20 protein-coding genes, 2 tRNA genes and 1 pseudogene are annotated in these 24,062 nt (G+C 34.3%); 15 read left to right on the top strand and 8 right to left on the bottom strand.

The annotated features are described in order from the left end of the window. Positions 1-46: 46 nt before the first annotated feature. From BZG01_RS05835 to BZG01_RS05825, 4 genes and pseudogenes are all read right to left on the bottom strand, one after another. On the bottom strand, positions 47-1,090 hold the full coding sequence (locus BZG01_RS05835) for a FecR family protein (RefSeq protein WP_101308896.1): 1,044 nt from the start codon (positions 1,088-1,090) through the stop codon (positions 47-49). Positions 1,091-1,185: 95 nt separating this feature from the next. Continuing rightward, positions 1,186-1,779 (bottom strand): RNA polymerase sigma factor, encoded by a 594-nt coding sequence (locus tag BZG01_RS05830; RefSeq protein WP_143470845.1) that lies wholly within the window; start codon positions 1,777-1,779, stop codon positions 1,186-1,188. Positions 1,780-2,112: 333 nt separating this feature from the next. Further along, a pseudogene (locus BZG01_RS22090) lies at positions 2,113-2,301 on the bottom strand (hypothetical protein); the annotation flags it as partial. A gap of 198 nt (positions 2,302-2,499) precedes the next feature. Then, a tRNA-Leu gene (locus BZG01_RS05825) sits at positions 2,500-2,583 on the bottom strand. A 149-nt stretch (positions 2,584-2,732) separates the two neighbouring features. On the opposite strand from BZG01_RS05825, the gene BZG01_RS05820 reads away from it, so the two are divergent. From BZG01_RS05820 to BZG01_RS05800, 5 genes are all read left to right on the top strand, one after another. Continuing rightward, on the top strand, positions 2,733-3,281 hold the full coding sequence (locus BZG01_RS05820) for a hypothetical protein (RefSeq protein ID WP_101308894.1): 549 nt from the start codon (positions 2,733-2,735) through the stop codon (positions 3,279-3,281). Between the two features lie 167 nt (positions 3,282-3,448). After that, entirely contained in the window at positions 3,449-3,895 is a 447-nt protein-coding gene (locus tag BZG01_RS05815; protein ID WP_218973017.1) for a thioredoxin family protein, read from the top strand. Positions 3,896-3,898: 3 nt separating this feature from the next. Continuing rightward, the gene (locus tag BZG01_RS05810) at positions 3,899-4,957 is read left to right on the top strand and encodes an FAD:protein FMN transferase (protein WP_101308892.1); all 1,059 of its coding nucleotides are present in this window, start codon (positions 3,899-3,901) and stop codon (positions 4,955-4,957) included. Beyond that, on the top strand, positions 4,935-5,162 hold the full coding sequence (locus tag BZG01_RS05805; protein WP_101308891.1) for a DUF4266 domain-containing protein: 228 nt from the start codon (positions 4,935-4,937) through the stop codon (positions 5,160-5,162). The genes BZG01_RS05810 and BZG01_RS05805 overlap by 23 nt, the downstream gene beginning before the upstream one ends. Beyond that, positions 5,147-6,436 carry a DUF3570 domain-containing protein gene (locus BZG01_RS05800; RefSeq protein WP_101308890.1) on the top strand — a complete coding sequence of 430 codons (1,290 nt, stop codon included), beginning with the start codon at positions 5,147-5,149 and terminating at the stop codon, positions 6,434-6,436. Before BZG01_RS05805 ends, BZG01_RS05800 begins: the two co-directional genes overlap by 16 nt. A gap of 130 nt (positions 6,437-6,566) precedes the next feature. On the opposite strand, the gene BZG01_RS05795 is transcribed toward BZG01_RS05800, so the two are convergent. Further along, positions 6,567-6,639: transfer RNA gene (locus tag BZG01_RS05795), tRNA-Gly, on the bottom strand. A 195-nt stretch (positions 6,640-6,834) separates the two neighbouring features. Beyond that, a complete protein-coding gene (locus BZG01_RS05790; RefSeq protein WP_245870280.1) occupies positions 6,835-9,048 on the bottom strand; it encodes a S9 family peptidase in 2,214 nt (737 codons plus the stop codon). A 306-nt stretch (positions 9,049-9,354) separates the two neighbouring features. Between BZG01_RS05790 and thrS the strand changes: the two genes are divergently transcribed. The 7 genes from thrS (at position 9,355) to BZG01_RS05755 (ending at position 15,921) form a co-directional block, all read left to right on the top strand. Next, entirely contained in the window at positions 9,355-11,307 is a 1,953-nt protein-coding gene (gene thrS / locus BZG01_RS05785) for a threonine--tRNA ligase (protein WP_101308888.1), read from the top strand. 21 nt (positions 11,308-11,328) lie between these two features. After that, positions 11,329-11,883: a translation initiation factor IF-3 gene (infC, locus tag BZG01_RS05780; protein ID WP_101308887.1), complete on the top strand. Its 555-nt coding sequence runs from the start codon at positions 11,329-11,331 to the stop codon at positions 11,881-11,883. A 34-nt stretch (positions 11,884-11,917) separates the two neighbouring features. After that, entirely contained in the window at positions 11,918-12,115 is a 198-nt protein-coding gene (gene rpmI / locus BZG01_RS05775; RefSeq protein ID WP_101308886.1) for a 50S ribosomal protein L35, read from the top strand. 93 nt (positions 12,116-12,208) lie between these two features. Continuing rightward, positions 12,209-12,562, top strand: coding sequence for a 50S ribosomal protein L20 (gene rplT / locus BZG01_RS05770; protein WP_101308885.1), 354 nt, complete (start codon positions 12,209-12,211; stop codon positions 12,560-12,562). A 232-nt stretch (positions 12,563-12,794) separates the two neighbouring features. After that, positions 12,795-13,508, top strand: coding sequence for a 4-hydroxy-tetrahydrodipicolinate reductase (gene dapB / locus BZG01_RS05765; protein ID WP_101308884.1), 714 nt, complete (start codon positions 12,795-12,797; stop codon positions 13,506-13,508). A gap of 55 nt (positions 13,509-13,563) precedes the next feature. Beyond that, entirely contained in the window at positions 13,564-14,952 is a 1,389-nt protein-coding gene (lepB, locus tag BZG01_RS05760) for a signal peptidase I (RefSeq protein ID WP_101308883.1), read from the top strand. A gap of 321 nt (positions 14,953-15,273) precedes the next feature. Further along, positions 15,274-15,921, top strand: a complete 648-nt coding sequence (locus BZG01_RS05755) for a WbqC family protein (RefSeq protein ID WP_101308882.1) — start codon at positions 15,274-15,276, stop codon at positions 15,919-15,921. On the opposite strand, the gene BZG01_RS05750 is transcribed toward BZG01_RS05755, so the two are convergent. After that, positions 15,910-16,344: an NUDIX domain-containing protein gene (locus BZG01_RS05750; protein ID WP_101308881.1), complete on the bottom strand. Its 435-nt coding sequence runs from the start codon at positions 16,342-16,344 to the stop codon at positions 15,910-15,912. The genes BZG01_RS05755 and BZG01_RS05750 overlap by 12 nt on opposite strands. Before the next feature lie 30 nt (positions 16,345-16,374). Further along, positions 16,375-17,169: a C40 family peptidase gene (locus BZG01_RS05745; protein ID WP_101308880.1), complete on the bottom strand. Its 795-nt coding sequence runs from the start codon at positions 17,167-17,169 to the stop codon at positions 16,375-16,377. A gap of 189 nt (positions 17,170-17,358) precedes the next feature. Here BZG01_RS05745 and BZG01_RS05740 point away from each other — a divergent pair, with 189 nt between their 5' ends. From BZG01_RS05740 to BZG01_RS05730, 3 genes are all read left to right on the top strand, one after another. Continuing rightward, a complete protein-coding gene (locus BZG01_RS05740) occupies positions 17,359-19,482 on the top strand; it encodes an HD family phosphohydrolase (RefSeq protein ID WP_101308879.1) in 2,124 nt (707 codons plus the stop codon). A 302-nt stretch (positions 19,483-19,784) separates the two neighbouring features. After that, positions 19,785-21,437: a Zn-dependent hydrolase gene (locus BZG01_RS05735; RefSeq protein ID WP_101308878.1), complete on the top strand. Its 1,653-nt coding sequence runs from the start codon at positions 19,785-19,787 to the stop codon at positions 21,435-21,437. A 117-nt stretch (positions 21,438-21,554) separates the two neighbouring features. After that, positions 21,555-23,945: a TonB-dependent receptor plug domain-containing protein gene (locus BZG01_RS05730; RefSeq protein WP_101308877.1), complete on the top strand. Its 2,391-nt coding sequence runs from the start codon at positions 21,555-21,557 to the stop codon at positions 23,943-23,945. Positions 23,946-24,062 lie beyond the last annotated feature (117 nt).

Genomic DNA, 24,062 nt, shown 5'->3' with positions numbered 1-24,062 from the left:
TTTTTTTCATAACATTGTCATAGGCATTTTTTTTGGGTTTTATATTTTAGTTTAACCACATTTCTATTTTCTTTTTTAGGAAAGTACTGTCTGGTTGTTGTAGTCTTTTGTGTATTTTATACTGTATGGGAGCCACAGTTGATAACATTTTGCAAATATCTTCGAGATTTTCATCTTGAAATGAGGCCCTGAATATTGAAGCTTTCAACGCATCACCATGAAGAATTATTTCCACATTATATCTTCGCTCCAGTCTTTTTGCTATTTCTGCCATAGTAGCATTCTTAAATATCAGCAATCCTTCTTTCCAACTTGTGTAGCTTTTTGCGTCAATACATGATTTAACAAGCTTTTTTGTTGATTTGTTATAGATGAGTTGCTGGTTAGGGTCAAGTTCCCCTTTCACACTTTCATCTTTACCAAGAACAATTACTTTTCCTCTTTCCAAGATAACCCCGGTAGTTATATCATCATCATATGCATTCACATTAAATTGAGTTCCCAATACCTTAACATCAAGATATGGTGTTAGTACCCTAAATCCATCCGAATTGATATGTACAACATCAAACCAAGCTTCACCAGACATTTCAACTTTCCGATTCTGTGCAAAATTGACTGGATATTTAATGGTGGATCCGCTATTCAGCCATCCTTGAGTTCCATCCGGCAATTGAAATTTCACTCTGGATCCAATTGGCGAATGAATTTCAGCCCAGGATTCAACCTTTTTAGGAGAATTAATTGAAAAGTAAGATAAAACACCGACAGTAATTAAAGCAGGAATCAATAAAACAACAGCAATTTTTGAGAATACATTGTAAAACGATTGAAAGACAGTTTCTTTTATTTTGCCGGTACTATTTATATGATCATGCAAGCGGTTCAAAATTCCAGCCAGGCGTTCCTTGTTATCCTCAGTCGGTTTAGTTTCATTCCACTCCACCTCCATTTGCTTCTTTAATTCTTCATTACACTCTTCATTTTTGAAATAAGAGGATATGGATAAATAGTCATTGAATGAATATTTACCCGATAAAAAGCGATTTAATTTTTCCCTATTTGTTTGCATGATATCTATAATGTCCATTTAAGCGAAATATCCACTATCGGAAAAGGTGAAAAAAAAGATAAAAAAATCAAAAAGATACATACAACACTAAATATCAGTGCATTATGTTTTTATTAAATTGAAACAAAAAAAGCAAAAAAAAGTGCTCCAGCCAATTTTCTTTTTGAAAGTTCTTTTAGAATTTGCTTCTGGGCGGAAGCGAGCTGATTTTCTACGGTATTAGGAGAGATTTCAAGTTCTTCGGCAATTTGTTTAATTGAAAGTCCGTAATACTTTCTTTTGATAAAAATTTCTTTACGCCTTTTCGGTAAAGCATCAATAATTAGCTCTACTTTTTCAAGAAGAAATTTATAATCTATGGTTTTATCCAAATTGTTTTCCTCTTTAAGCAGAGAATAAATCAAATCATCTTTAAAAGCATTATCCTTAGATTTTTTGATGAAGTATTTCTTAATAATATTATAGGCTATTGTGAAAATATAAGCATTAAAAGAATGTTCTGGTTTTAAACCATCTCTTTTATCCCAGATATACAGAAACACTTCCTGTACAACCTCTTCGGCTTCTTCACTTGACTTTAAATATTTAACAGAGAATTTGAATAAACGTGAAGAATACTTTTTAAATAAATCATCAAATGCATTTACATCTCCACTCTTCAATTTTTTCACAGAATGATAATCTATATGTTGAATTGACGAGCTCATGGTTTGCTGATTAATTTTCAATATACCGATTTAAAGATAAAACAAAATCATACAAAACAAGGAAATGTCAACTAAAAAAGAATCATTTTTATTTTTTTAAAAGTATTCTAGCAACTTAATAAAGAATATTGCTCATTTAACTTCTTCCATATTTATGGAATACTTAGATTATGGTTTAAATGTCTTTTGTTTATCAAATATCATCCTTTCAGTCATTGAAATATTTTGTTGTAATACTCCGATTCAAATAGTTTAGAATTGACACTATTCAGGAAAACAAAAATCAAGTTATATTTATCCGGAAGAAACCTGAAGAATATATTTACTATTTCATCACCTGCTTTCCTCAGGAATTACAGATATCTCTCCGACACTTGCCATGGTAGAACTATCAAGCACTTCCTTTACAATCAATTTAACATATCTTGCATTTACTTCTTTTGGAAATATGATTCTCCGGACCTTACTTGACCCATCAAAACACTCATCCTTCAGCACCTTTTCCCAAGATCTACCATCGAGACTAGTTTCAAAAAATCTAAATCATCTCAAAAACTACAACATAGACATATTTACAATTAATATGGATTCCTCCATTTCTGCCATGTATATTAGCAATATATCAAAAAAACAATCAAGCTCTCCTCACGAATAGAAAACAAAAAAAGCGCTTAATCCATAGGGAATAAGCACTTTTGATATTATTTAACAGTAGTAATGTGCCCAGGAAAAGACTCGAACTTTCACGACCATACGGCCACCAGCCCCTCAAGCTGACGCGTCTACCAATTCCGCCACCTGGGCAAGGGTCAGCAAAATTAACAAAAAAGATACAAACGCAAAGCAAAATCAAACATTCATAAAATTTCTAAATAAAATTGATCTGCCATTATTCATTGTTCTTTGGAGATGAAATTCATTTTCTATCTTTGCAGGATATTATTACAGAACACATGGCAGAAAATAAAAAGGATTACTCCTACTTAGATAAGTTGGCAATTCAACCTGAAAAATGGAATGAATTAGACAAAAATGAATTTCAAGTGATGACATTCAGAACCTGTTTTTTATATGGCGAAAGCCAAAATAAAAAGATGATCCCGGTTCTGTTCCAAATGTACGATCACCTTCAGTCGAACACCAGCAGTATTGAAAGAATTAAAATGCTAACTGCTTTAAGTGCTTCCATCCGAAAAAATAAACCAAAAGCAATTATGGCTTTGTTTCCTTTTATTCAAGTTGAAGAAGAAGGAAATGTAATACGAACAGCTAGTCAATTTTTCGTGAACCTATCTGTTATATCCAACAAAGAATATAGCTCCGGAGCCAAGATCTTAATAGAATTAGTAAAAGATGCTCCTTTAGATCGCAACTCAGCCTATATACTTCTTGGCCTTCTGGATATCAACAATGATAAAATTGATAAATTAATTTCTCTCCTTAAATCAGTAATTGGAAACGAGGTTAAAAGCATTTTACACAACAATGGCGTTAGCTTGTAGATGTTTTAAATTCTACCAATAACAACAGCTGCAATCTAAATATGTATCTTTTTGCATCTTTTAACAATTAAGATACATCGCACAAGACATATTTTTCATAGATTTGATTTATTAAAAATAAATACTGAAATTAAAGTATCTATTACCTACAATAAATAATGATTTTTATGAAGAATCTTTTAAAAACATCACTACTGTTTATTTGCTTAACATTTTTCTATGGTGCATCCGTAATGGCACAAAACAATTTGGAAGAAGCCTTACAAAAAGCAAAAATTGAAAATAAAACCATATTCCTTAACTTCTCTGGTTCGGATTGGTGCAGATCCTGTATTCTGCTAAAAAAAACAATTTTAAATACAGATGAATTCAAAAAATTTGCAGAAAAAAATTTAATCATTCTAGATGTAGACTTCCCTCGATTGAAGAAAAATAAATTATCGAAAGAGCAAACTGCGGTTAATGAATCTTTAGCAGCCAACTACAATTCAAAAGGGCAATTCCCAACCGTCATTCTTATGAATTCGGATGCTAAAATTATCGGGAAAACCGGATACAAAAATGTATCACCAGAAGAATACATTGATCACATCCAATCTCTTATTGCACAGTAAAGTATGAAACAATTTGGCATTTTACTGCTTCTGCTGACAGGAGTCTTGCTTTCAGCTTCAGCACAAAATAATAAATCGTATACCGAAGTATTATTACTGATGGGATCGCGTTTTGAAATGACAGCTGTAACAAGTGATGAAAATCAAGCCAGACTGGCCATAAAAACAGGTATCGATGAAATTAAACGAATTGAGCTCTTAATCTCATCATGGGATCCAAATTCGCAAACAAGTAAAATAATTGCCAATGCCGGAATCGAACCTGTTGTAGTAGATCAGGAGCTTTTTAATTTGATTCGTCGGTCGATTAAAATTTCTAATCTTACCCACGGTGCTTTTGATATTAGCTACGCCTCAATGGATAAAATATGGAAATTTGACGGCAGTATGAAAAGCATGCCCGATTCACTATCCGTTGCAGCTTCAGTCTCAAAAATAAATTACAAAAACATTATTCTTGATGAAGAAAAACACAGCGTATTCCTAAAAAAAGCCGGAATGAAAATAGGCTTTGGAGCCATAGGTAAAGGATATGCTGCAAATAAGGCTCTTGAATTGATGGCGAAAATGAATTTGGATGGCGCACTTGTAAATGCATCAGGAGATTTAATCAGCTGGGGAAAAGACGAAGGTGGTAAAGATTGGAAAATTGGCATTACAAATCCAAAAAACAAAAACCAGATTTATTCCTGGTTGACAATTGGAGAAACGGCCGTTGTAACATCAGGAAACTATGAAAAGTTTGTTGAATTCAATGGTATAAAATACAGTCATATTATCGATCCGAGAACAGGTTATCCTGTAAAAGGCTTAAGCAGTGTTACGGTAATTTGTCCCAATGCAGAACTGGCTGATGCTCTGGCAACTTCTGTTTTTGTTTTAGGAAAGGACAATGGACTCGAATTAATCAATCGGCTAAATGGTATTGAGTGCATTTTAGTGACTGATGATCAAAAGCTGATTACTTCAAACAATCTAAAACTGGAATATCAGAACGACAACAAAAAAAATAATTATCAAATACAAATTGGAGAAACCAATGAAAAACAAAAGGAAAATTAACTTAGTCATCATGGGTTTATTTGCGATGATTGCAATGAACAGCTGTGTTTCAGTAGCAGCTTATCAAAAAACCTATTTAAATGATGAAGAAATGGCACTTCAGGCCAAAAAACTTGAAGTTTACGAATCAAACTTCCAGGCTTACCGCGAAGGTGCGGCAGGAGCCAACGGAGGAAAATCAGGAGGAGGATGCGGATGCAACTAAAAATTATTTTATCCCTAACATTGCTATTATCAGTAGTATTTGCAGTAAATGCCCAAACAGATAAAAACAGCATCGACGACAAACAAGAAGACAGTCGTAAAAAAGTAAAATCATCGGAAGATTACAAAGAAACCGAAGTGGATTTCCTGCTTAATTACTACGAGCAGGACGGCGATCATTCTCCTGTTACCGGCGGACAAGGCACTGAAGAACTAACCAATGTTGCTCCAAGCTTTGTGGTTCACATTCCTGTTGATTCCTTATCAAGCCTGGATTTAAATTTTGGTATTGATATCTATTCATCTGCTTCAACAGATAATATCGATTACCTTCAAACACACAAAACATCTGCTTCAAGCAAAGATGCAAGAGCTCATATTAATGCATCCTATTCTCACACGTTGGCTAATTCGGGCAATGCTTACAGCGTTCTAGCCGGATTTTCGCAGGAGTTTGATGTTAGCTCATATCATGCAGGAGGTTCGTACACCATCAATTCTAAAGATCAGAACAGATCTCTTACCATTGATGGATTGTATATGAGCGATAAATGGAAATTACTTTACCCTGTTGAAACAAGAGGAACTTCAAAGGCGAATCTTAAAGATGATGTCCGCAATACTCTTAAATTTGGTTTATCATACTCGCAAGTGATTAATAAGCGCTCACAGGCCTTATTTTCAATGGAAATAGTTTCACAAAGCGGACTATTATCAACCCCTTTTCACCGGGTATTTTTTGATGATACGCCCAATTATCCCAATACTCTGGCGGAACTAACTCAATACAGCAATGTTGAGAAATTAGATGATAGCAGAATAAAAATTCCAATCTCGGTAAGATGGAACTACTATTTAAGCGATTTTATCCGATTGAAAACCTTCTATCGATACTATTCTGATTCATGGGGAATTTCTGCTCACACGGCAAGCATAGAACTTCCAATGACGGTAAGTCCATCGTTTATTGTTTCGCCGTTTTTTAGATACCACAATCAAACTGCTGCCGATGATTTCTATAAGTTCGGACAAGCCAGCGCATCAAACACTCCAGAATTTTATACTTCGGATTACGATTTATCGGATTTTAACAGCTATAAAGTTGGTGTTGGCTTTCAATATTCGCCGGTTATGGGAATTTGCAATTTTAAATCTCCTCTACGGAAAAATAAAACAGGTCAATTAAAAAGAATTGGATTACGAACCGCCTACTATGACCGAAGTGATGGTTTAAATGCCTGGTTAGTTAGTTTGGATTTTGGATTCACATTCTAACAACTGATATATTATCTAATAGTGAATGGACTGCTTTTATGGTAGTCCATTTTTTTTGATTCAAAAATACCATCCAAATTATAAGACACAAAAAAACTGTTCCATATTATTGATGAAACAGTTTTAACTGAGCGAGAAACGAGACTCGAACTCGCGACCCCAACCTTGGCAAGGTTGTGCTCTACCAACTGAGCTATTCTCGCATATTGATAAGAACCTTTATTCTTAACATCAGCGTTGCAAATATAGATATTCCAATGCTTTTGACAAGAGGTTTTCAAAAAAAATGTCGAAAAAAAAAATACAAACACAGCTAAAAATCTGACTATTTGAGCAAAAGAAAAGAGGAAATCATCAAAAACAATTTCCTCTCTCCAATTCATTCGCCGCTTTACTGACTATAAATTAACTTTTAAAAACTTATTGAATCGATTATACAAATGCAATCTTGTTTTCCCACCATATATGCTATGATTCCTATTGGTATACACCTGCATTTCAAATTGTTTATCTGCCTGCACCAAACGTTCAGTCAACTCATAAGTATTCTGAATATGAACATTATCATCTGCCGTTCCGTGACAAAGCAAGAGTGATCCTTTCAATTTATCAACATGATTAATTGGTGAATTATCATCGTATCCTTTGGCATTTTCCTGAGGTGTTCTCATAAATCTCTCGGTATATACCGAATCGTAATACCTCCAGTTCGTTACCGGCGCAACGGCAATTGCAGCAGCAAATACATCACTTCCCTTCTCTAAACAAAGAGTAGACATAAAGCCACCATAACTCCATCCCCAAATAGCAATTCTATTTTCATCTATAAAACTTTCCTTAGCCAAACTGCGGGCTGCAGATATCTGATCGTCTGATTCCAATCTTCCCAATTGCATGTAAGTGCATTTTCTAAATAGTTGCCCACGGGCTCCTGTACCTCTGGGGTCAACACAAACAACAACATATCCTTCCTGAGCCAAATACTGGTACCAATCAAAACTCCATGAATTAAGAACACTTTGCGAGTTCGGCCCACTGTATTGTGTCATTACTACAGGATATTTTTTCGATGGATCAAAATTAAACGGCTTTATCATCCATGCATTCAGCATTGTCATTCCATCAGCTGCCGGAAGCATTGTGAATTCTTTTGGCGAATATTGATATCCCCTCAATTTGGCAACCAACTCATCGTTGCTTTCCAATACCCGAATCATTTTACCCTTACTATTAAATAAACTAACAGTATTTGGCTGAGTAACACTTGAAAAATAATTGATATAATATTTAAATCCGTTACTAAAAACAGTATTATTAGTTCCTTTCTCAGGAGTTAGTAATTTCTTTGCTGTTCCATTTAATTTTACGGAATAAACATTTCTATCCATTGGCGATACTTCGGCAGATTGATAGTAGCAAACCTGATTTTTTTCATCAAAGCCCAAAAAATCGGTTACATCCCAATCTCCGTTTGTAATTTGCTGTACCGATTTACCCGTCGCCATATCATACAAATACAAATGATTGAAGCCATCCTTCTCGTCCAAATAAATAAAATGCTTTCCATCATTCAAATAGGTTAAATGATCAAAATTTCCTTCCTCTATATAATACTTATTCTCTTGTGTATACATTACATTCGAACTACCGGTTCTAGCATTAGCAAGCAACAGTTCCAATTTATTCTGATGACGATTCAATCTGTAAATACTTAGCATTTTAGGATCCTGAGTCCATTTAATGCGGGGAATGTACTGATCCTTCTCCTCACCCACATCCATTCTTTTCGTAATTCGGTCTTCAATATTATAAACAAACACCTCAACCGTTGAATTCTTCTCTCCTGCTTTTGGGTATTTATAAGTATAATTTTCCGGATACAAAGCATTCTCTTTTATCTGTGGATATAAACCTTCGAATTTGTTCATATTGAACATCTTCACATCGCCTTCATTAAATTTCATATAAGCAAGAAACTCACTGTCCGGAGACCATGCGAATGCTCTGTTAAATTCAAACTCTTCCTCATAAACCCAGTCAGGTGTTCCGTTTTGTATCTTATTCCATTCCCCATCCTTTGTGATTCTAATTTCAGAACCAAATAAAACATTATGAATAAACAGATTATTATTACGAACAAAAGCAATCCGATTGCCATTCGGCGAAAAAGTAGCCAAACGCTGCTTTCCATTCTTCGACAAAGGAACCAACTCTCTGTTTTTAAAAGAGAACACAAAATAATCAGCAGTAAAAGAACGTCGGTATATGCGCTCCGGATTTGTCATTAACAGAATACGGCTTTCATCAGCACTAAACTCATATTCATTAATGCTTTTTATTTCCACATCTTTTATTTGATTCAAATTCAACAAGGTATCTACAACCTCGCCCGTGGCATAACTGTATTTCACAATTTTAGTACCACCTTCTTCTAATGTTGTGTAATGAATACCATCTTTCATCGATAGTAATCCTTGAACAGATTTCTGACTAAAAGTGCCGTTAAGCATCAAATCCTCCATGCTTATCTTCTGATTTTCAGTCTGTGAAAAAGACAAAAAACCAAAGCACATAAGGATGCAGAAAGTAAATATCTGTCGACTTATCTTCATAATTTTAAATTTTAGTATCGGTTGTTTATTAATCTCTCAAAGATTCCACTTTTTTACAGAAAAGAAAAATTACTACTTGATAATTATTTGTTACCACGCATCATTTGTTAGATTTCACTAATTGTCATTCATCCTTATCGGATAAAAAAACAACTCCGCTTCCAACTGTTAAGAATAAAACCGTAAAAATTTTCAGACATGATTCTTACAATACACAAATATTGGCAAGCAAATTCAGCTGAAAATTAGGGAGAAAGTTATATCTTTGTGGATTGAATAAAAAAAACGAATTTTTAAAATTATATAATGATTAAAATTACATTTCCGGATAATTCTGTAAAAGAGTTTGAAGCAGGGATTTCTGGCCTTGGTATTGCCAGAAGTCTAAGTAACAGCCTTGCCAAAGAAGTTTTATCTATAACTGTAAATAATGAAATTTGGGATATCTCTCGTCCAATAAACGAAGACTCAAACATTAAATTACATACTTGGGATGATGCTGAAGGTAAGTATGCGTTTTGGCATAGCTCAGCTCACCTTATGGCAGAAGCGTTGGAAGCATTATATCCTGGAGTGAAATTTGGTATTGGTCCGGCTATTGAAATGGGCTTTTATTACGATGTCGATTTAGGAAACGGAATGGTTCTTTCCGATAAAGATCTTCCTAAAATTGAACAAAAAATGCTCGAACTTGCTCGAAACAAGAGTGAATATCAGCGTACAGATGTTACCAAGGAAGAAGCTATTTCGTTTTTTAAAGAAAAAAACGAAGAATACAAACTGGAATTAATCAATGACCTGGAAGACGGCACCATCAGTTTCTATAAACAAGGAAATTTTACTGACTTGTGCAGAGGACCACACTTGCCTAACACCAGCTATATTAAGGCCATCAAATTAAACTCAATTGCCGGAGCTTACTGGAGAGGTGATGAAAAACGCCCGCAGCTTACACGTGTTTACGGAATTACTTTTCCTAAAAAGAAATTCCTTGATGAATACGTGATAATGATGGAAGAAGCCAAAAAACGTGACCACAGAAAACTTGGGAAAGAAATGGAATTATTCACTTTCTCTCAAAATGTGGGTCAGGGAATGCCATTGTGGTTACCAAAAGGTGCACAGTTACGGGAAAGTTTAGAAACTTTCTTGAAACGCGTGCAGAAAAAATTTGGATACGAGCAGGTTATTACTCCTCATATTGGAAACATAAACTTGTATAAAACGTCAGGTCATTACGAAAAATACGGTGAAGATTCATTTCAGGCAATTCAAACTCCTCAGGAAGGAGAAGAATATTTGCTAAAACCAATGAACTGCCCGCATCATTGCGAAATTTACAAGTTCAAACCACGTTCATACAAGGATCTGCCTGTTAGATATGCTGAATTTGGTACTGTATATCGCTACGAACAAAGTGGAGAATTGCACGGCTTGACCCGTGTTAGAAGTTTCACACAAGATGATGCTCACTTGTTCTGTACACCAGATCAATTGAAAGATGAATTCAAGAAGGTTATCGATATCATTTTCATTATCTTTAAAGCACTAAACTTTACAGACTACACTGCTCAGATATCTTTACGCGATAAAGTAAACCGTGAAAAGTATATTGGTAGTGACGAGAATTGGGATAAAGCAGAACAGGCCATTATCGAAGCTGCTGAAGAAAAAGGCTTAAATACAGTTGTTGAATATGGCGAAGCTGCTTTTTATGGTCCGAAACTCGATTTCATGATTAAAGATGCAATCGGCCGTAAATGGCAGTTGGGAACCATACAGGTTGATTACAACTTACCGGAACGTTTCGAGTTAGAATATGTTGGCAGCGATAATCAGAAACATCGCCCGATCATGATTCACAGAGCTCCATTTGGTTCTATGGAACGATTTATTGCCGTTTTACTGGAACATACTGGTGGTAAATTCCCTTTATGGCTAACACCTGAACAGGTTGTAATTATGCCAATTAGCGAAAAATATAACGATTATGCCGAAAAAGTTTTAAATTCGTTAAATAATTCCGATATTCGCGCCGTATTAGATGACCGCAACGAGAAAATTGGTCGGAAAATCCGTGATAGTGAGTTGAAAAAGACCCCATATCTTATAATTGTAGGCGAAAAGGAAGCGACCGAAGGTACAGTTTCTGTTCGCAGACAAGGGGAAGGAGATTTGGGCTCTCAAAGCATTCAGGAATTTACAGATTTTATAAATAAAGAAGTAGAAGATCAACTATCTTCTATTGAACAATATTAACTTAATTAGGAGGACCTAGACATAGCTGGATTTCAACATAAAAACAACAGGGGGCCAAGAAAACCTCAAGAAGCTCTACACAAAATTAATAAATTAATTAGGGCACGTAGCGTTCGCGTTGTTGGAGAGAACGTAGAACCAGGAGTTTATTCTATTGCTGAAGCATTAAAATTCGCTGAAGATCAAGGATTAGACTTAATTGAAATTTCACCAAATGCCGATCCACCAGTCTGTAAGATTTCTGATTACCAAAAGTATCTTTATCAGCAGAAAAAGAAACAAAAGGAATTGAAGGCTAAAGCGGTTAAAGTTGTAGTGAAAGAAATTCGTTTCGGACCAAACACCGACGAACATGATTACAATTTTAAACTAAAGCATGCCGAAAAATTCTTAACTGAAGGTTCGAAGGTAAAAGCTTATGTTTTCTTTAAAGGCCGGTCAATCCTTTTTAAAGACAAAGGTGAGATTCTTTTATTAAAATTTGCTCAGGATCTTGAAGAGCTTGGTAAAGTTGAACAACTGCCAAGATTAGAAGGAAAACGTATGACCATGTTTTTAACACCAAAGAAAAAGTAAAGTAATTTATATATAATCAATAATTAGTTGTACAATGCCTAAGATGAAAACAAATAGCAGTGCAAAGAAAAGATTTACTTTGACTGCATCTGGAAAAATCAAAAGAAAGCACGCTTTTAAAAGTCATATTTTGACTAAAAAGAGCACCAAAAGAAAGAGAAATCTTACTTATTTTGGATCTGTAAATAAAGCAGACCAGAAAAACGTTAAGTTAATGCTTAACATGTTGTAAAAATCAGTATTTGATTTTTAAAGTTTATTAACCGGGTGATTTAGCAAAAAAAGAGTCCTTAAATGGAACGCTAACATTCTAAAAACAGAAACAATGCCTAGATCAGTAAATTCTGTAGCTTCAAGAGCTAGAAGAAAAAAGATTTTAAAAGAAACCAGAGGTAACTTTGGAGCAAGAGCTAACGTTTGGACGGTAGCAAAAAACACATGGGAAAAAGGTATGCAGTATGCATATCGTGATAGAAAAAAGAAGAAATCAAACTTCAGAGCATTGTGGATTCAGCGTATTAATGCTGCTGCCAGACTAGAAGGTTTGTCATATTCACAATTGATTGGTTTGATGCATAAAGCTAACATCGAAATTAACCGTAAGGTTTTAGCTGATTTAGCAATGAATCATCCTGAAGCATTTAAAGCTGTTGTTGGAAAAGCACAAACAGCTAAATAATATTATAAATTATTTACTTTAGAACGGGATTGTTTTGTACAATCCCGTTTTTTTTTGTTTATCTCCTAAATCCAAATGCTTAATGGGGTCTTTATACTGATTATCGAAAAAGCATTTTCAAATGGCACAATAATCCACTCTTGGTAGTTTAATATGCCTTGGATTTATTATTTTTGAAATCATTAAACAGGAGTAATACTATTAACCATACAAGCTCCTAAAAAAACCACACATGAGAATAGCACTTATTGGCTACGGAAAAATGGGCAAGGAAATTGAACAAATTGCACAAAGCCGAGGCCATCAAATAGGATTAATCATTGATCAGGAAAATCAAGCAGATTTACATGCTGAGAACCTTAAAAATATTGATGTTGCAATTGAATTTACAAATCCTGATTCAGCCTTTGGCAACTATCAAATTTGCTTTGAAGCAAGTGTACCAGTTGTGTCAGGCACAACAGGATGGCTGGATAAAATAGATTTAGTTAAAGAAAAATGTCAGTTAGGAAGTGGTTTTTTCTATGCCTCTAATTTTAGTTTAGGAGTAAATCTTTTCTTCGAACTTAATAAAAAACTAGCGGCACTAATGGCGCCTTTCAGCGAATATAATGCTGACATGGAAGAAATTCATCATATTCACAAGCTAGATTCGCCAAGCGGAACGGCAATTACTTTAGCTGAGGATATTATTGAAAATCATCCAAAAAAAACAAAATGGATTGAAGCCGCAAGTATGAAGGAAGATGAACTTAGCATATTTGCTAAACGACATGGTTCAGTTCCTGGCACACACTCTATCACCTGGCACTCTGATGTCGATGAGATCAGCATTCAACATTTGGCTTATAGCAGAAAAGGCTTTGCTCTTGGTGCTGTGTTAGCCGCAGAATTCATGCCTGAAAAGAAAGGTTTTTTTGGTATGAAAGATCTTTTAAAACTATAGTTCAGCACAACAGCTGGAATAAAAAGAAATTAAGTAATCATTTAAAAAAAATTGAATGAGCAGTATACTAAAAAACAAATGGTTTAAATTTTCGATAGCTCTAATCATCTGCCTTTTGATGATTATTTGGATAGGTAATTACTGGCTGATTTTGGGCCTTCCCGTCCTTTTTGATGTATACATCAGTAAAAAAGTACATTGGGCTTTCTGGAAAAAAAGAGGTGTAAAAAAACAAAGCGCAACAGTAGAATGGGTTGACGCAATTATTTTTGCAGTTGTTGCTGCAACCATTATCAGAATGTTCTTTATTGAAGCATATACAATTCCTACTTCATCAATGGAGAAATCTTTACTGGTAGGAGATTATCTTTTTGTGAGCAAAGTAGCATACGGGCCGAAAATTCCAAACACTCCGCTATCCTTTCCTTTTGCGCATCACACAATGCCTTTAACCAAATCAACTAAATCGTATTTGGAATGGATTCAATGGCCTTACAAACGCCTTGCCGGTATCAGCGAAGTGAAAAGAAACGACGTTGTTGTATTCAATTTCCCTGCCGGTGATACTATTATCGTAGGCCGGGAAAACCCAGACTATTACACAAATTTAAGAGGTATAGGTGATCAATTTATGTCTGATGACATGAAAAAAGGACGGACTCTTCAGTCAGAGAAAAAATATATTGACATGGCACGAAAGTATCTGGCGCAAAACACAGAAATAGCTACTCGTCCGGTAGACAAACAAGAGAACTACATCAAACGATGTGTAGGACTTCCGGGAGATACTCTATTGTGCATCGATGGTGAATTACATGTTAATGGTAAACCTCAGGACAAAATTGAGGATATGCAGTACAATTATGTTGTTCGCACAAATGGAACTCCTATCAATCCAAGAAAACTGGAAGAACTAAACATTGCCAAAGCAGATATTGACCACAGAGGATCTGATTACAATCTTCCTCTCTCGCTTAGTAAAGTTGAAGAATTGAAAAAACTGAGCAATGTTGTTTCAATTATTAGAAGAAATTCAACTCAAGGTATTTCTGAAGATGTTTTCCCTTTTAGCGACCATTACACATGGAACAGAGACAATTTTGGACCATTAGTTATTCCTAAAAAAGGACAAACAGTTTCCCTTAATTTAGAAACACTTCCTTTGTATGAAAGAGCTATTAATGCTTATGAAGGTAACGATTTAAAAGTTCAGGATTCTACCATTTATATCAATGGAAAAATTGCAACAGAATTTACATTTAAAATGGATTACTATTGGATGATGGGTGATAACAGACACATGTCAGCCGACTCAAGATACTGGGGATATGTTCCTGAAGATCACATTGTAGGAAAGGCTTCATTTATATGGCTTTCATTGGATAAAGACAAAACTGCTTTCAGTAAAATCAGATGGAACAGAGTTTTTAAATGGATTCACTAATCGGCTTAGACTAAAATTATATGAAACGTCCATGACAAGGATATTTTGACACACAGGGGGATGATTATTTCAGCATGGTAAGTTCTCCCGAAACAAGTTCGGGACAGGCTATATGACAAAAACTTAAAATTATAATCATATGAAACGTCCATGCCAAAACATTTTTTGACACACAGGGAGATGATTATTTCAGCATGGTAAGTTCCATATGGCAACTGAAAAACAAATAATAAACATATGAAAGACACCCACTGCGGTGTCTTTTTCTTTTCCTTATTTTTCTATTTTTGTGCTTACGTTTCAACAGCTTCAAAATAATCTATGAAAAACTCGAAAGCCTTACTGACAACATCTTTTTTTGCACCCATTCAATATTACTGTAAATTAATTCAATACCCTGAAATCGTAATTGAACAATGGGAGCATTATTCAAAACAATCGTACAGAAACCGCTGCAATATCTATGGGGCGAATGGTGTTTTACCTCTATCTGTTCCGGTTGTAAAGGCAACAAATAAAAAGGTGTTTACTAAAGATGTTAAGATATCATATGATACCAATTGGCAAAAATTGCACTGGAAAGGCATTGAGGCGGCTTACAAATCTTCTCCTTTTTATGAATATTATATTGATGATTTAGAGCGCTTCTTCACTCAAAAATGGGATTTTTTACTTGAATACAATAATGAAATTCAGCAAGAAGTATTCGGTATTCTTGAGATTGACCCAATTATTAAATTCTCTGAGGACTTTATTGATTTTGGCACATCTGAATATGATGATTTCCGGGAAAAGATACACCCTAAAGTTTCAAAATTAGAAACAGACAACACGTTCGCAGCAAAAAAATACACGCAAGTGTTTGGAGACAAATATGGTTTTATTGAGAATCTGAGTATTTTAGATTTAATTTTCAATTTGGGACCAGACAGTCTAAGCTACCTTGAATCAATCAATTCAAATTTGTAGTAGTTTCAGCAGATCTGACATAATAAGATCGTGATCGAAAGCCAGAGGCGACAATTTTTCAACAGCTTGCCATTTTGCTTGTTTGGCATCATCTTCTCCCTTAACAACCGGCAATTCATCGGACATCATTGTTCCAGTATATACAATCGATACGGTTCTTCCCCGGGGATCACGGTCAACAGCTCCATACGTCCTGAATTGTTCTAAACCGAAGCCAACAAAACCTGTTTCCTCTTTTAGTTCCCGATAGGCTGCCACTTCAATATCTTCATCCATATCAACAAAACCACCAGGGAATGCCCACATATTCTGAAAAGGAGAATTGGCTCTTTGAATTAGCAATACGTAAAGCACATTATTGGATTTGCAAAAAAAAGCACAATCTACAGTTAGTGCCGGCCGTGGATATTGGTAAGTGTACATATAACAGAATTCCTCAAATTGTTACTGAATCTACTCGTTAATAATTCTTTTAATCACTCTTAACTTGTGAGTGTAGCGCTTTTTATCAACATTAAATATTCCCTGATGATCTACATTATCAATACGGACATTGCCTGAAGCATGTATAATTTTATGCCGATCCCAAATAATACCAACATGAGTAATTTTCCCTTCTTCGTTATCAAAAAAAGCCAAATCGCCTGGCAAAGCCTCTTCTACAAAAGTGAGAGTATTTCCAATTAAAACCTGCTGACTTGCATCTCTTGGCAATACAATCCCATTTAACTTGTAAACAATTTGGGTTAAGCCGGAACAATCAATTCCATACGGAGTTCTTCCTCCCCATAAGTAGGGTGAATTAAAATATTTTAACGCACTTTCGATTATTGAATCACGTAAGTGTTCGGCAGAAGAATTTTCAGAAACCTTGCCTTGATAGAAATAATCCTTATCGGCAATTCGAAATGACTTCTTCTCCAAATCACAAAATGGAAATGAACTTCCAGGTACAATCAATTTATTGGAGTAATCCTGTTCCTGAAAAACCAAATTAAACGTATCATTAGCTACCACCTGAAGCTCCTTATTTAAAATCTGAAAAAGTTCTTCATCAATCGCAGTAATCATTTTAGTATCCACCCAACCTTCGTAATTGTCAAATGCCAATCTGATTTTTGACCAGTTTTCATTCTCTTCAAGAATCTCAAAATGCTCCCCAAACAATAATTGAGTCACCATTTCGCTTCGTTCAGCCGGTTCTTTTCGGACTGGGATAATACTTAGATCGGAAATTCCGTAATTCATTTATTGTTCTATTTTAACATTCAAACCAAATATAAAGAATAAAATTATGCTTTTACATTTGGCATCGCAAAATTGACAATAAAATAAGTCATCTAAAAGAAACAAAGAATAGTTTTCAAGCACAAAATATTACATTATTTTTATAAACAGAATTTCAGTAATAACCGCACTCACAAACAGCAAACAAAAATGAGTAAATACTTCAGGTGGATTCGACAGAATTTAAACAACATCTACAGGTTTTTGATTACATCAATGACCATTATTCTCATCACCCTATTGTTTCCTAATATTGGCAACTTCAAATACGAATACCAAAAAGGAAAACCATGGATGCACGAAACCTTAATTGCCCCTTTTGATTTTGCTCTTTTAAAAACAGATAGTGAAATTTCGCAGGAGAAAGACAGTATTTTGAATAAATTCTATCCTTTCTTTAAAAAAGACACTGCTGTAATTACAGAAATTACGAACAAATTCAATTCCGATTTTGACAAGAAATGGAGTCAATTCACAAAATCCGGTTCATATAAAAAATTAAATAATTCCAACCAAACTACAGAAAAAGAGTTCTTACGACTCAAAGAATACCTTATTCTTAATCTCAGTAAAATTTATGAATTTGGAATCGCCGATTTTCAAAATGAACAGAAAGAATTAGGCTTCAAACGCCCTGATTTCATAAATAAATCGGTAAATAATCTAAACGAAGTTGTTCCTATTGAAAATATATATACACCCAAAAGTGCATATCAATTTATCTCAAATCAATTAAAAGCAGATTTTCCATCTTCCGCATATCAGAGTTTTATTCAGGAGTTAAACATTGATTCTTATCTTCAGCCTAATCTGTTTTACGATGCAGCAATGTCTGAACAGGTTAAAGCCAGTATGTTGTCCATGGTATCCCTTTCAAAAGGTATTATAGAATCCGGAACCCGGATTGTTCTTGTGGGAGATGTTATAGACGATCACACTTTTCTTGTTTTGGAATCACTAAAAAAAGATTATGAAAATATACTGGGATCGTCGCAGAACCATTATTTAATTGTAATCGGACAATGTATGCTAATTATTTCATGCATTCTTCTGCTGTTTCTTTATCTGCGAAATTTTAGAAAACAGATTTTACATGACAACAAAAAATTACTATTTATACTATTATTTGTACTGCTCTATGTTGCACTAACAACTCTTGTTCTTAAATTTACTAAAGTTAATATCTACATCATTCCGTTCGCGTTAATAACAATAGTTGTGAGAACGCTGATGGATAGCAGAACTGCCCTCTTTGTTTTTATAATAACAGTTTTACTTACCGGATTTCTTGCTCCAAATGGCTTTGAATTTGTATTTCTGCAACTCTCAGCTGGTATTATGGCAATTTACAGCCTCCCAAGATTAGAGCGTCGTGGACAACTAGTATTAACAGGAATCATTACCTTCTTAACGTATAGTATTGTCTACTTTGCATTTGCCATAACTCAAGAGTCAAATATTGCTGATATAAAATGGATGAACTTTATGTTCTTTGCCATAAACGGCTTATTTATAACATTTTCCTACTCACTGATATACATTTTCGAAAAACTATTTGGTTTTCTTTCCGATGTAACTCTTATTGAACTCTCGAATCAAAATCATCCGCTCTTACGCCAACTATTGCAGCACTCACCAGGAACCTTTCAACATTGCCTGCAGGTAGCCAATTTAGCCGAAGCAGCTATCAATAAAATTGGCGGAAATCCTTTACTGGTTCGAACAGGAGCTTTATATCATGATATTGGAAAGATGAAACACCCTGCTTATTTTATTGAAAATCAACTAACCAACTCAAACCCTCATGATAAATTAGATTTTGATAAAAGTGCTCAGATTATAACAGATCATGTTAAATTTGGGGTTAAAATTGCGAAGAAACACAAGCTTCCTCAGCTAATTATAGATTTTATTGAAACCCATCATGGTGCCGGAAGAGTTCAGTATTTTTACACCTCATTTAAAAATAAATATCCTGATAAGGAAATTGATGAAGAAAAATTTACCTATCCAGGTCCGGATCCTTTCACCAAAGAAACCGCAGTATTAATGATGGCAGATTCAGTGGAAGCATCGTCGCGGAGTTTAAAAGAAAAAACTCCCGAAACGATACGTGCTCTTATCGACAAAATAATTGACAAGCAAATTGCTGAAAACCGTTTCCAAAATGCTGATATAACTTTTAAAAATATCAATCAGATCAAAGAAATTTTCACAAATGCTCTTATTAACGTTTATCATGCACGAATTGAGTATCCAAAAGAGAATGAATAAAAATTTTAACCTTGTTTCCCCAATAATTTGATTTCAATCTATTTTCAATTGCCTGACAATAGGTTGAAATCAAAATTGCGGTATCTACAACAAACGAACAGAACACAAACATCTAATTTTGTGTCGATTAAATACACACAAACATCTTGAATTTCTTTTTTTTTCCTATTCATTTTTTTGTAACTTATGACTAAGAGTATTCTTCAAATCGTTTTCAAACGACTTATCCATATTCACTTGTTAAGGAAGCATAAAATTAATATAAGCTAATCACAGTATTTTAAATTCAAACCCTTATTGTTATGAATCGGAAACTGATAATTTTATTTGGACTCATCATTTCGATCGTATTTGCTTTTTCCTGCCAACCCAATAAAAAAACTGAAGAGAAAGAAAAATACGACTCTGTAATGAAACGGAAATTGGCAAACTATGTAAAAGTTCAACTCTCTGCCGATTTAAGCAATCTCACTCCAAATCAAATAAAACTATTTTCTCAATTAATAAGAGTATCAAATGAAATTGATGAAATTTATTGGTTGCAGGCATATGGTGATAAAAATCAACTTTTAAATAAGATTACTGATCCAGACATGAGGGAGTATGCAATGATCAATTACGGTCCATGGGATCGTTTAGATGGATTTGCTCCCTTCACCGATGATTTTCCTCCTCGTCCCTTAGGAATTGGTTTTTTTCCTGAAGATATAACTCAGGAAGAATTCTTTTCTTTAAAAAATGACAATAAATACAGCGCATTTACAACATTAACCCGTACCGAAAATGGATTACTAAAGGTGTTGCCTTACCACATGGCTTATCAAAGTCACATAAATATTGCTTTTTCAGCCTTAAAAAATGCTGCAGAGCTCTGCGAAACTAAAGATTTTAAGGAATACCTTTTGCAACGTGCTGAAGATTTACTTTCAGATAATTTCGAGAAAAGTGATCATTTGTGGATGAATCTGAAAACCAATCCAATTGATTTTATTGCAGGACCTATTTCGAACACTGAAGATCATTTTATCTGGACAAAATATTCCTACGGTGCGTTTATTTTGTTAAGAAATATGCAATGGACCAAGGATGTTGAGAAATACTCTTTACTGCTTCCTTATTTGCAAAAAAGCCTTCCTGTTTCTGATGAATATAAAAGTGAAACACCCTCTGAATCGGCAGAAATCGTAATTTATGATGTTTTATACAATTCGGGTTATTGTAATGCTGGCAATAAACTAATTGGGTTGAACCTGCCTATTGGCAACAGTATAACTACCAGTGCTAAAAAATTACATTTCAAGAATGTAATGCAAGCCAAATTTGAACAAATTCTTCAACCAATCACGAATTTAGTTATCGAAGAAAAACAGCGCAAGCATGTTTCATTCAAGTCATTTTTTTTAAACACAATTTTTTATGAAATAAGCGATGGGCTTGGAATCTCACAAACCATAAATGGGAAAGGAAGTGTAAAAGAAGCTTTAAAAGAACATTACAATGTAATAAATGAAGTGAAAAATGATGTACTTCGAATGTTTTTTCTTGGACAACTAACTGATATGGGTCAGATTGATGATGTTGAACTAATGGATAATTACGTTACCTATATGGCTGATGTATTTAGGTCTATTCGTTTTGGGGTGAAAGATTCGCAAGGGGTTGCCAATATGATTCGTTTTTACTATTTCGAAGAAAATGAGGCCTTTAAATACACCCCAAAGAGTGGCACTTACAAAGTTAATTTTTACAAAATGAAAAAGGCCATAGAATCATTATCAAAATTAGTTCTTGAAATAGAAGGAAATGGTGATTATGAAACAGCTGACCAGCTAATTAAAACAAAGGGGTTTATTCATAATGAACTATTACAGGACTTATATCGAATTCAAAGGGCTAAAGTTCCTAAAGATCTCGTTTACGATCAGGGTGAAAAAGTTATTATTTCGAGTAATTAATTCTCATTTTTCATAAAAAAAAGGCATCATAAAGATGCCTTTTTTTATTTCCGTTCCGCAGATAAAATATTTATCATATATTTGAATTCTAAACTAAATCCTGAAAATCCTAACCAAATGATCCGTCTACTTCTCTGTATTATTGCACTACTCTTTAATATCAGTGCTTTTGCACAAACAATTAAACTTACCGATTCGAAAACTCACAAACCAATAGAAAATGTATACATATTTGATTCGGAAAAATCAATAACAACAAACAACATGGGAGAAGCAAGCTTGGCTGGCTTCTCAAAAAACAAACTTATTCACTTTCAACATCCTTCTTATAAAAATCTTCAGTTTACTTTTTCAGAAATAGAAAATAAATTATTTATTATCTCCTTACAATCCATAATCTTCCCAATATCCGAGATCGTGGTATCTGCTAATAAATGGGAAGAGAATAGTAGTGAGATACCAATAAAGGTGATACAAATAAACAAAGACCAGATAAAACAAAGTACGTCTCAAACCAGCGCAGATTTATTAAAGGAATGTAATCAGGTTTATATTCAAAAAAGCCAATTGGGAGGAGGCAGTCCAATGATCAGAGGATTTGCGGCCAACAGAGTTCTCATTGTATTGGATGGTATCCGTCTCAACAATGCCATTTACAGAAGTGGTAACCTTCAAAATGTACTCAATATTGATCCAAACAGTCTTGAATCGGCAGAAGTAATTTTGGGACCAGGCTCTATTATTTATGGAAGTGATGCCATTGGTGGCGTAATGGATTTTCACACGATTAGACCACGTTTGTCAACTTCTGAAGTGCCTAACATCAACTTTTCATTTAAATCCAGATATTCCTCTGCTAATAGTGAAGTAATGAATCATGGCAAATACAATTTTGGGACTTCTAAATTGAGTTTAGCAGGTAGTGTCAGCTATTCTGATTTCTCGGATTTAAAAATGGGAAAACACGGTCCGGATGATTACTTGCGACCTCAATATGTTATCAGCAGAAATGGCACAGATGAAATAATCCAAAATCCAAATCCTGAAAATCAAAAACACAGTGGCTATTCCCAAATTAATGTATTGCAAAAAATACGTTTCAAAGCTTCAGAAACAATGGGTTTTCAATACAATTTTCAACATTCCGAAACATCAAATATTCCGAGATACGATCGATTAATACAATATTCAGATGGTCAGTTAAAATATGCTGAATGGTATTACGGCCCTCAAAAACTTCAATTGCATTCTTTAAAAATTAATAATTCCAAACCAACATTTCTATACAATTCTTACAAAGTAGTAGCTGGTTATCAAAATTATCAGGAAAGCAGATATAGCAGAAAATTCGATTCTTCAACACTAACGAACAGAGACGAGAATCTTAAAATATACTCCGTAAATGCTGATGCTGAAAAGCAAATAAATTCATCCTCTCAATTGTTTTATGGGAGTGAATGGACTCACAATAAAATAAATTCTTACGGAAATAACACAAATATTTTTTCTCATGAAAAGTTAGAAACATCAAGTCGTTACCCTGATAACTCCAAGTATACCAGTTTGGCATTCTACTCCAACTTAAAATGGAAATTAAACTCAAAATGGATCCTAAATACAGGAATACGATATTCTCATGTTTGGATAACATCTACTCTGGACAATCGCTTTTACAACTTTCCTTTCGATAACTTAAATCTTTCCTCTGGTGCGGTAAATGGTGGTATCGGCATAAGTCATTTATCCAATAAAGGATGGTTGCTCAAACTAAATGCTGCATCAGGATTCAGAGCTCCAAATATTGATGATGTCGCAAAAGTGTTTGATTCGGAACCAGGGAAAGTTGTTGTTCCGAACAAGAATTTAAAACCTGAAACAGTATATAATTTTGAGGTAAACCTGAGCAAAAATTTTTTCAACACCCTGTTTCTTGACTTAAATGGATTCTACTCCTTCTTAGATCAGGCTATGCTTAGAAAAGATTTTTCGTACAACGGACAAACTACTCTAATTTATGATGGCGAGGAAAGCTCAATTCAAGCCATCTTAAATGCAGATAATGCAAAGATATGGGGAGGTAACTTTAGTGCAATTTTGAAGTTAACTAATCATTTTTCAGCCAATACAGATTTTACGATTACAAAAGGTAAATACAAAGATGGCAGTCCGGTACGACATGTTCCTCCAATATTTGGAAATACGTCGTTAACCTATAAAGCGAAACACTTAACATCAAAACTAAGCCTTGAATTTAATGATGAAATCAGCTATAAGAATCTTGCTGATACGGAAAGAGACAAAGCCTATTTGTATGCAAAAGACAAAAATGGAATGCCCTACTCCCCTTCCTGGATGATTTTAAGCTTTAACAATCAAATTAGAATAAACAAAAAGCTTATTGCTAATATAAGTGTGGAAAACATCTTAGACAAGAGATACCGACCTTATTCATCTGGAATTAGTGCTGGTGGCAGGAATTTTATTTTGGGAGTTTCTTATGGGCTTTAAATTATTATATCTATTTCATTACTCTATTTATTTGAATATTAAATTGACATATTCAGAAATAATCCATATATTTTACTTTTAGAATATCAAATAAAACAATTCATATCATGACGAAGT

Origin of the sequence: Labilibaculum manganireducens, assembly GCF_002843385.1 — a bacterium.
In the GTDB taxonomy this organism is placed as follows: domain Bacteria; phylum Bacteroidota; class Bacteroidia; order Bacteroidales; family Marinifilaceae; genus Labilibaculum; species Labilibaculum manganireducens.
The sequence above is the reverse complement of the archived record's forward strand: the minus strand, read 5'-3'. Positions and strand labels throughout refer to the sequence as shown.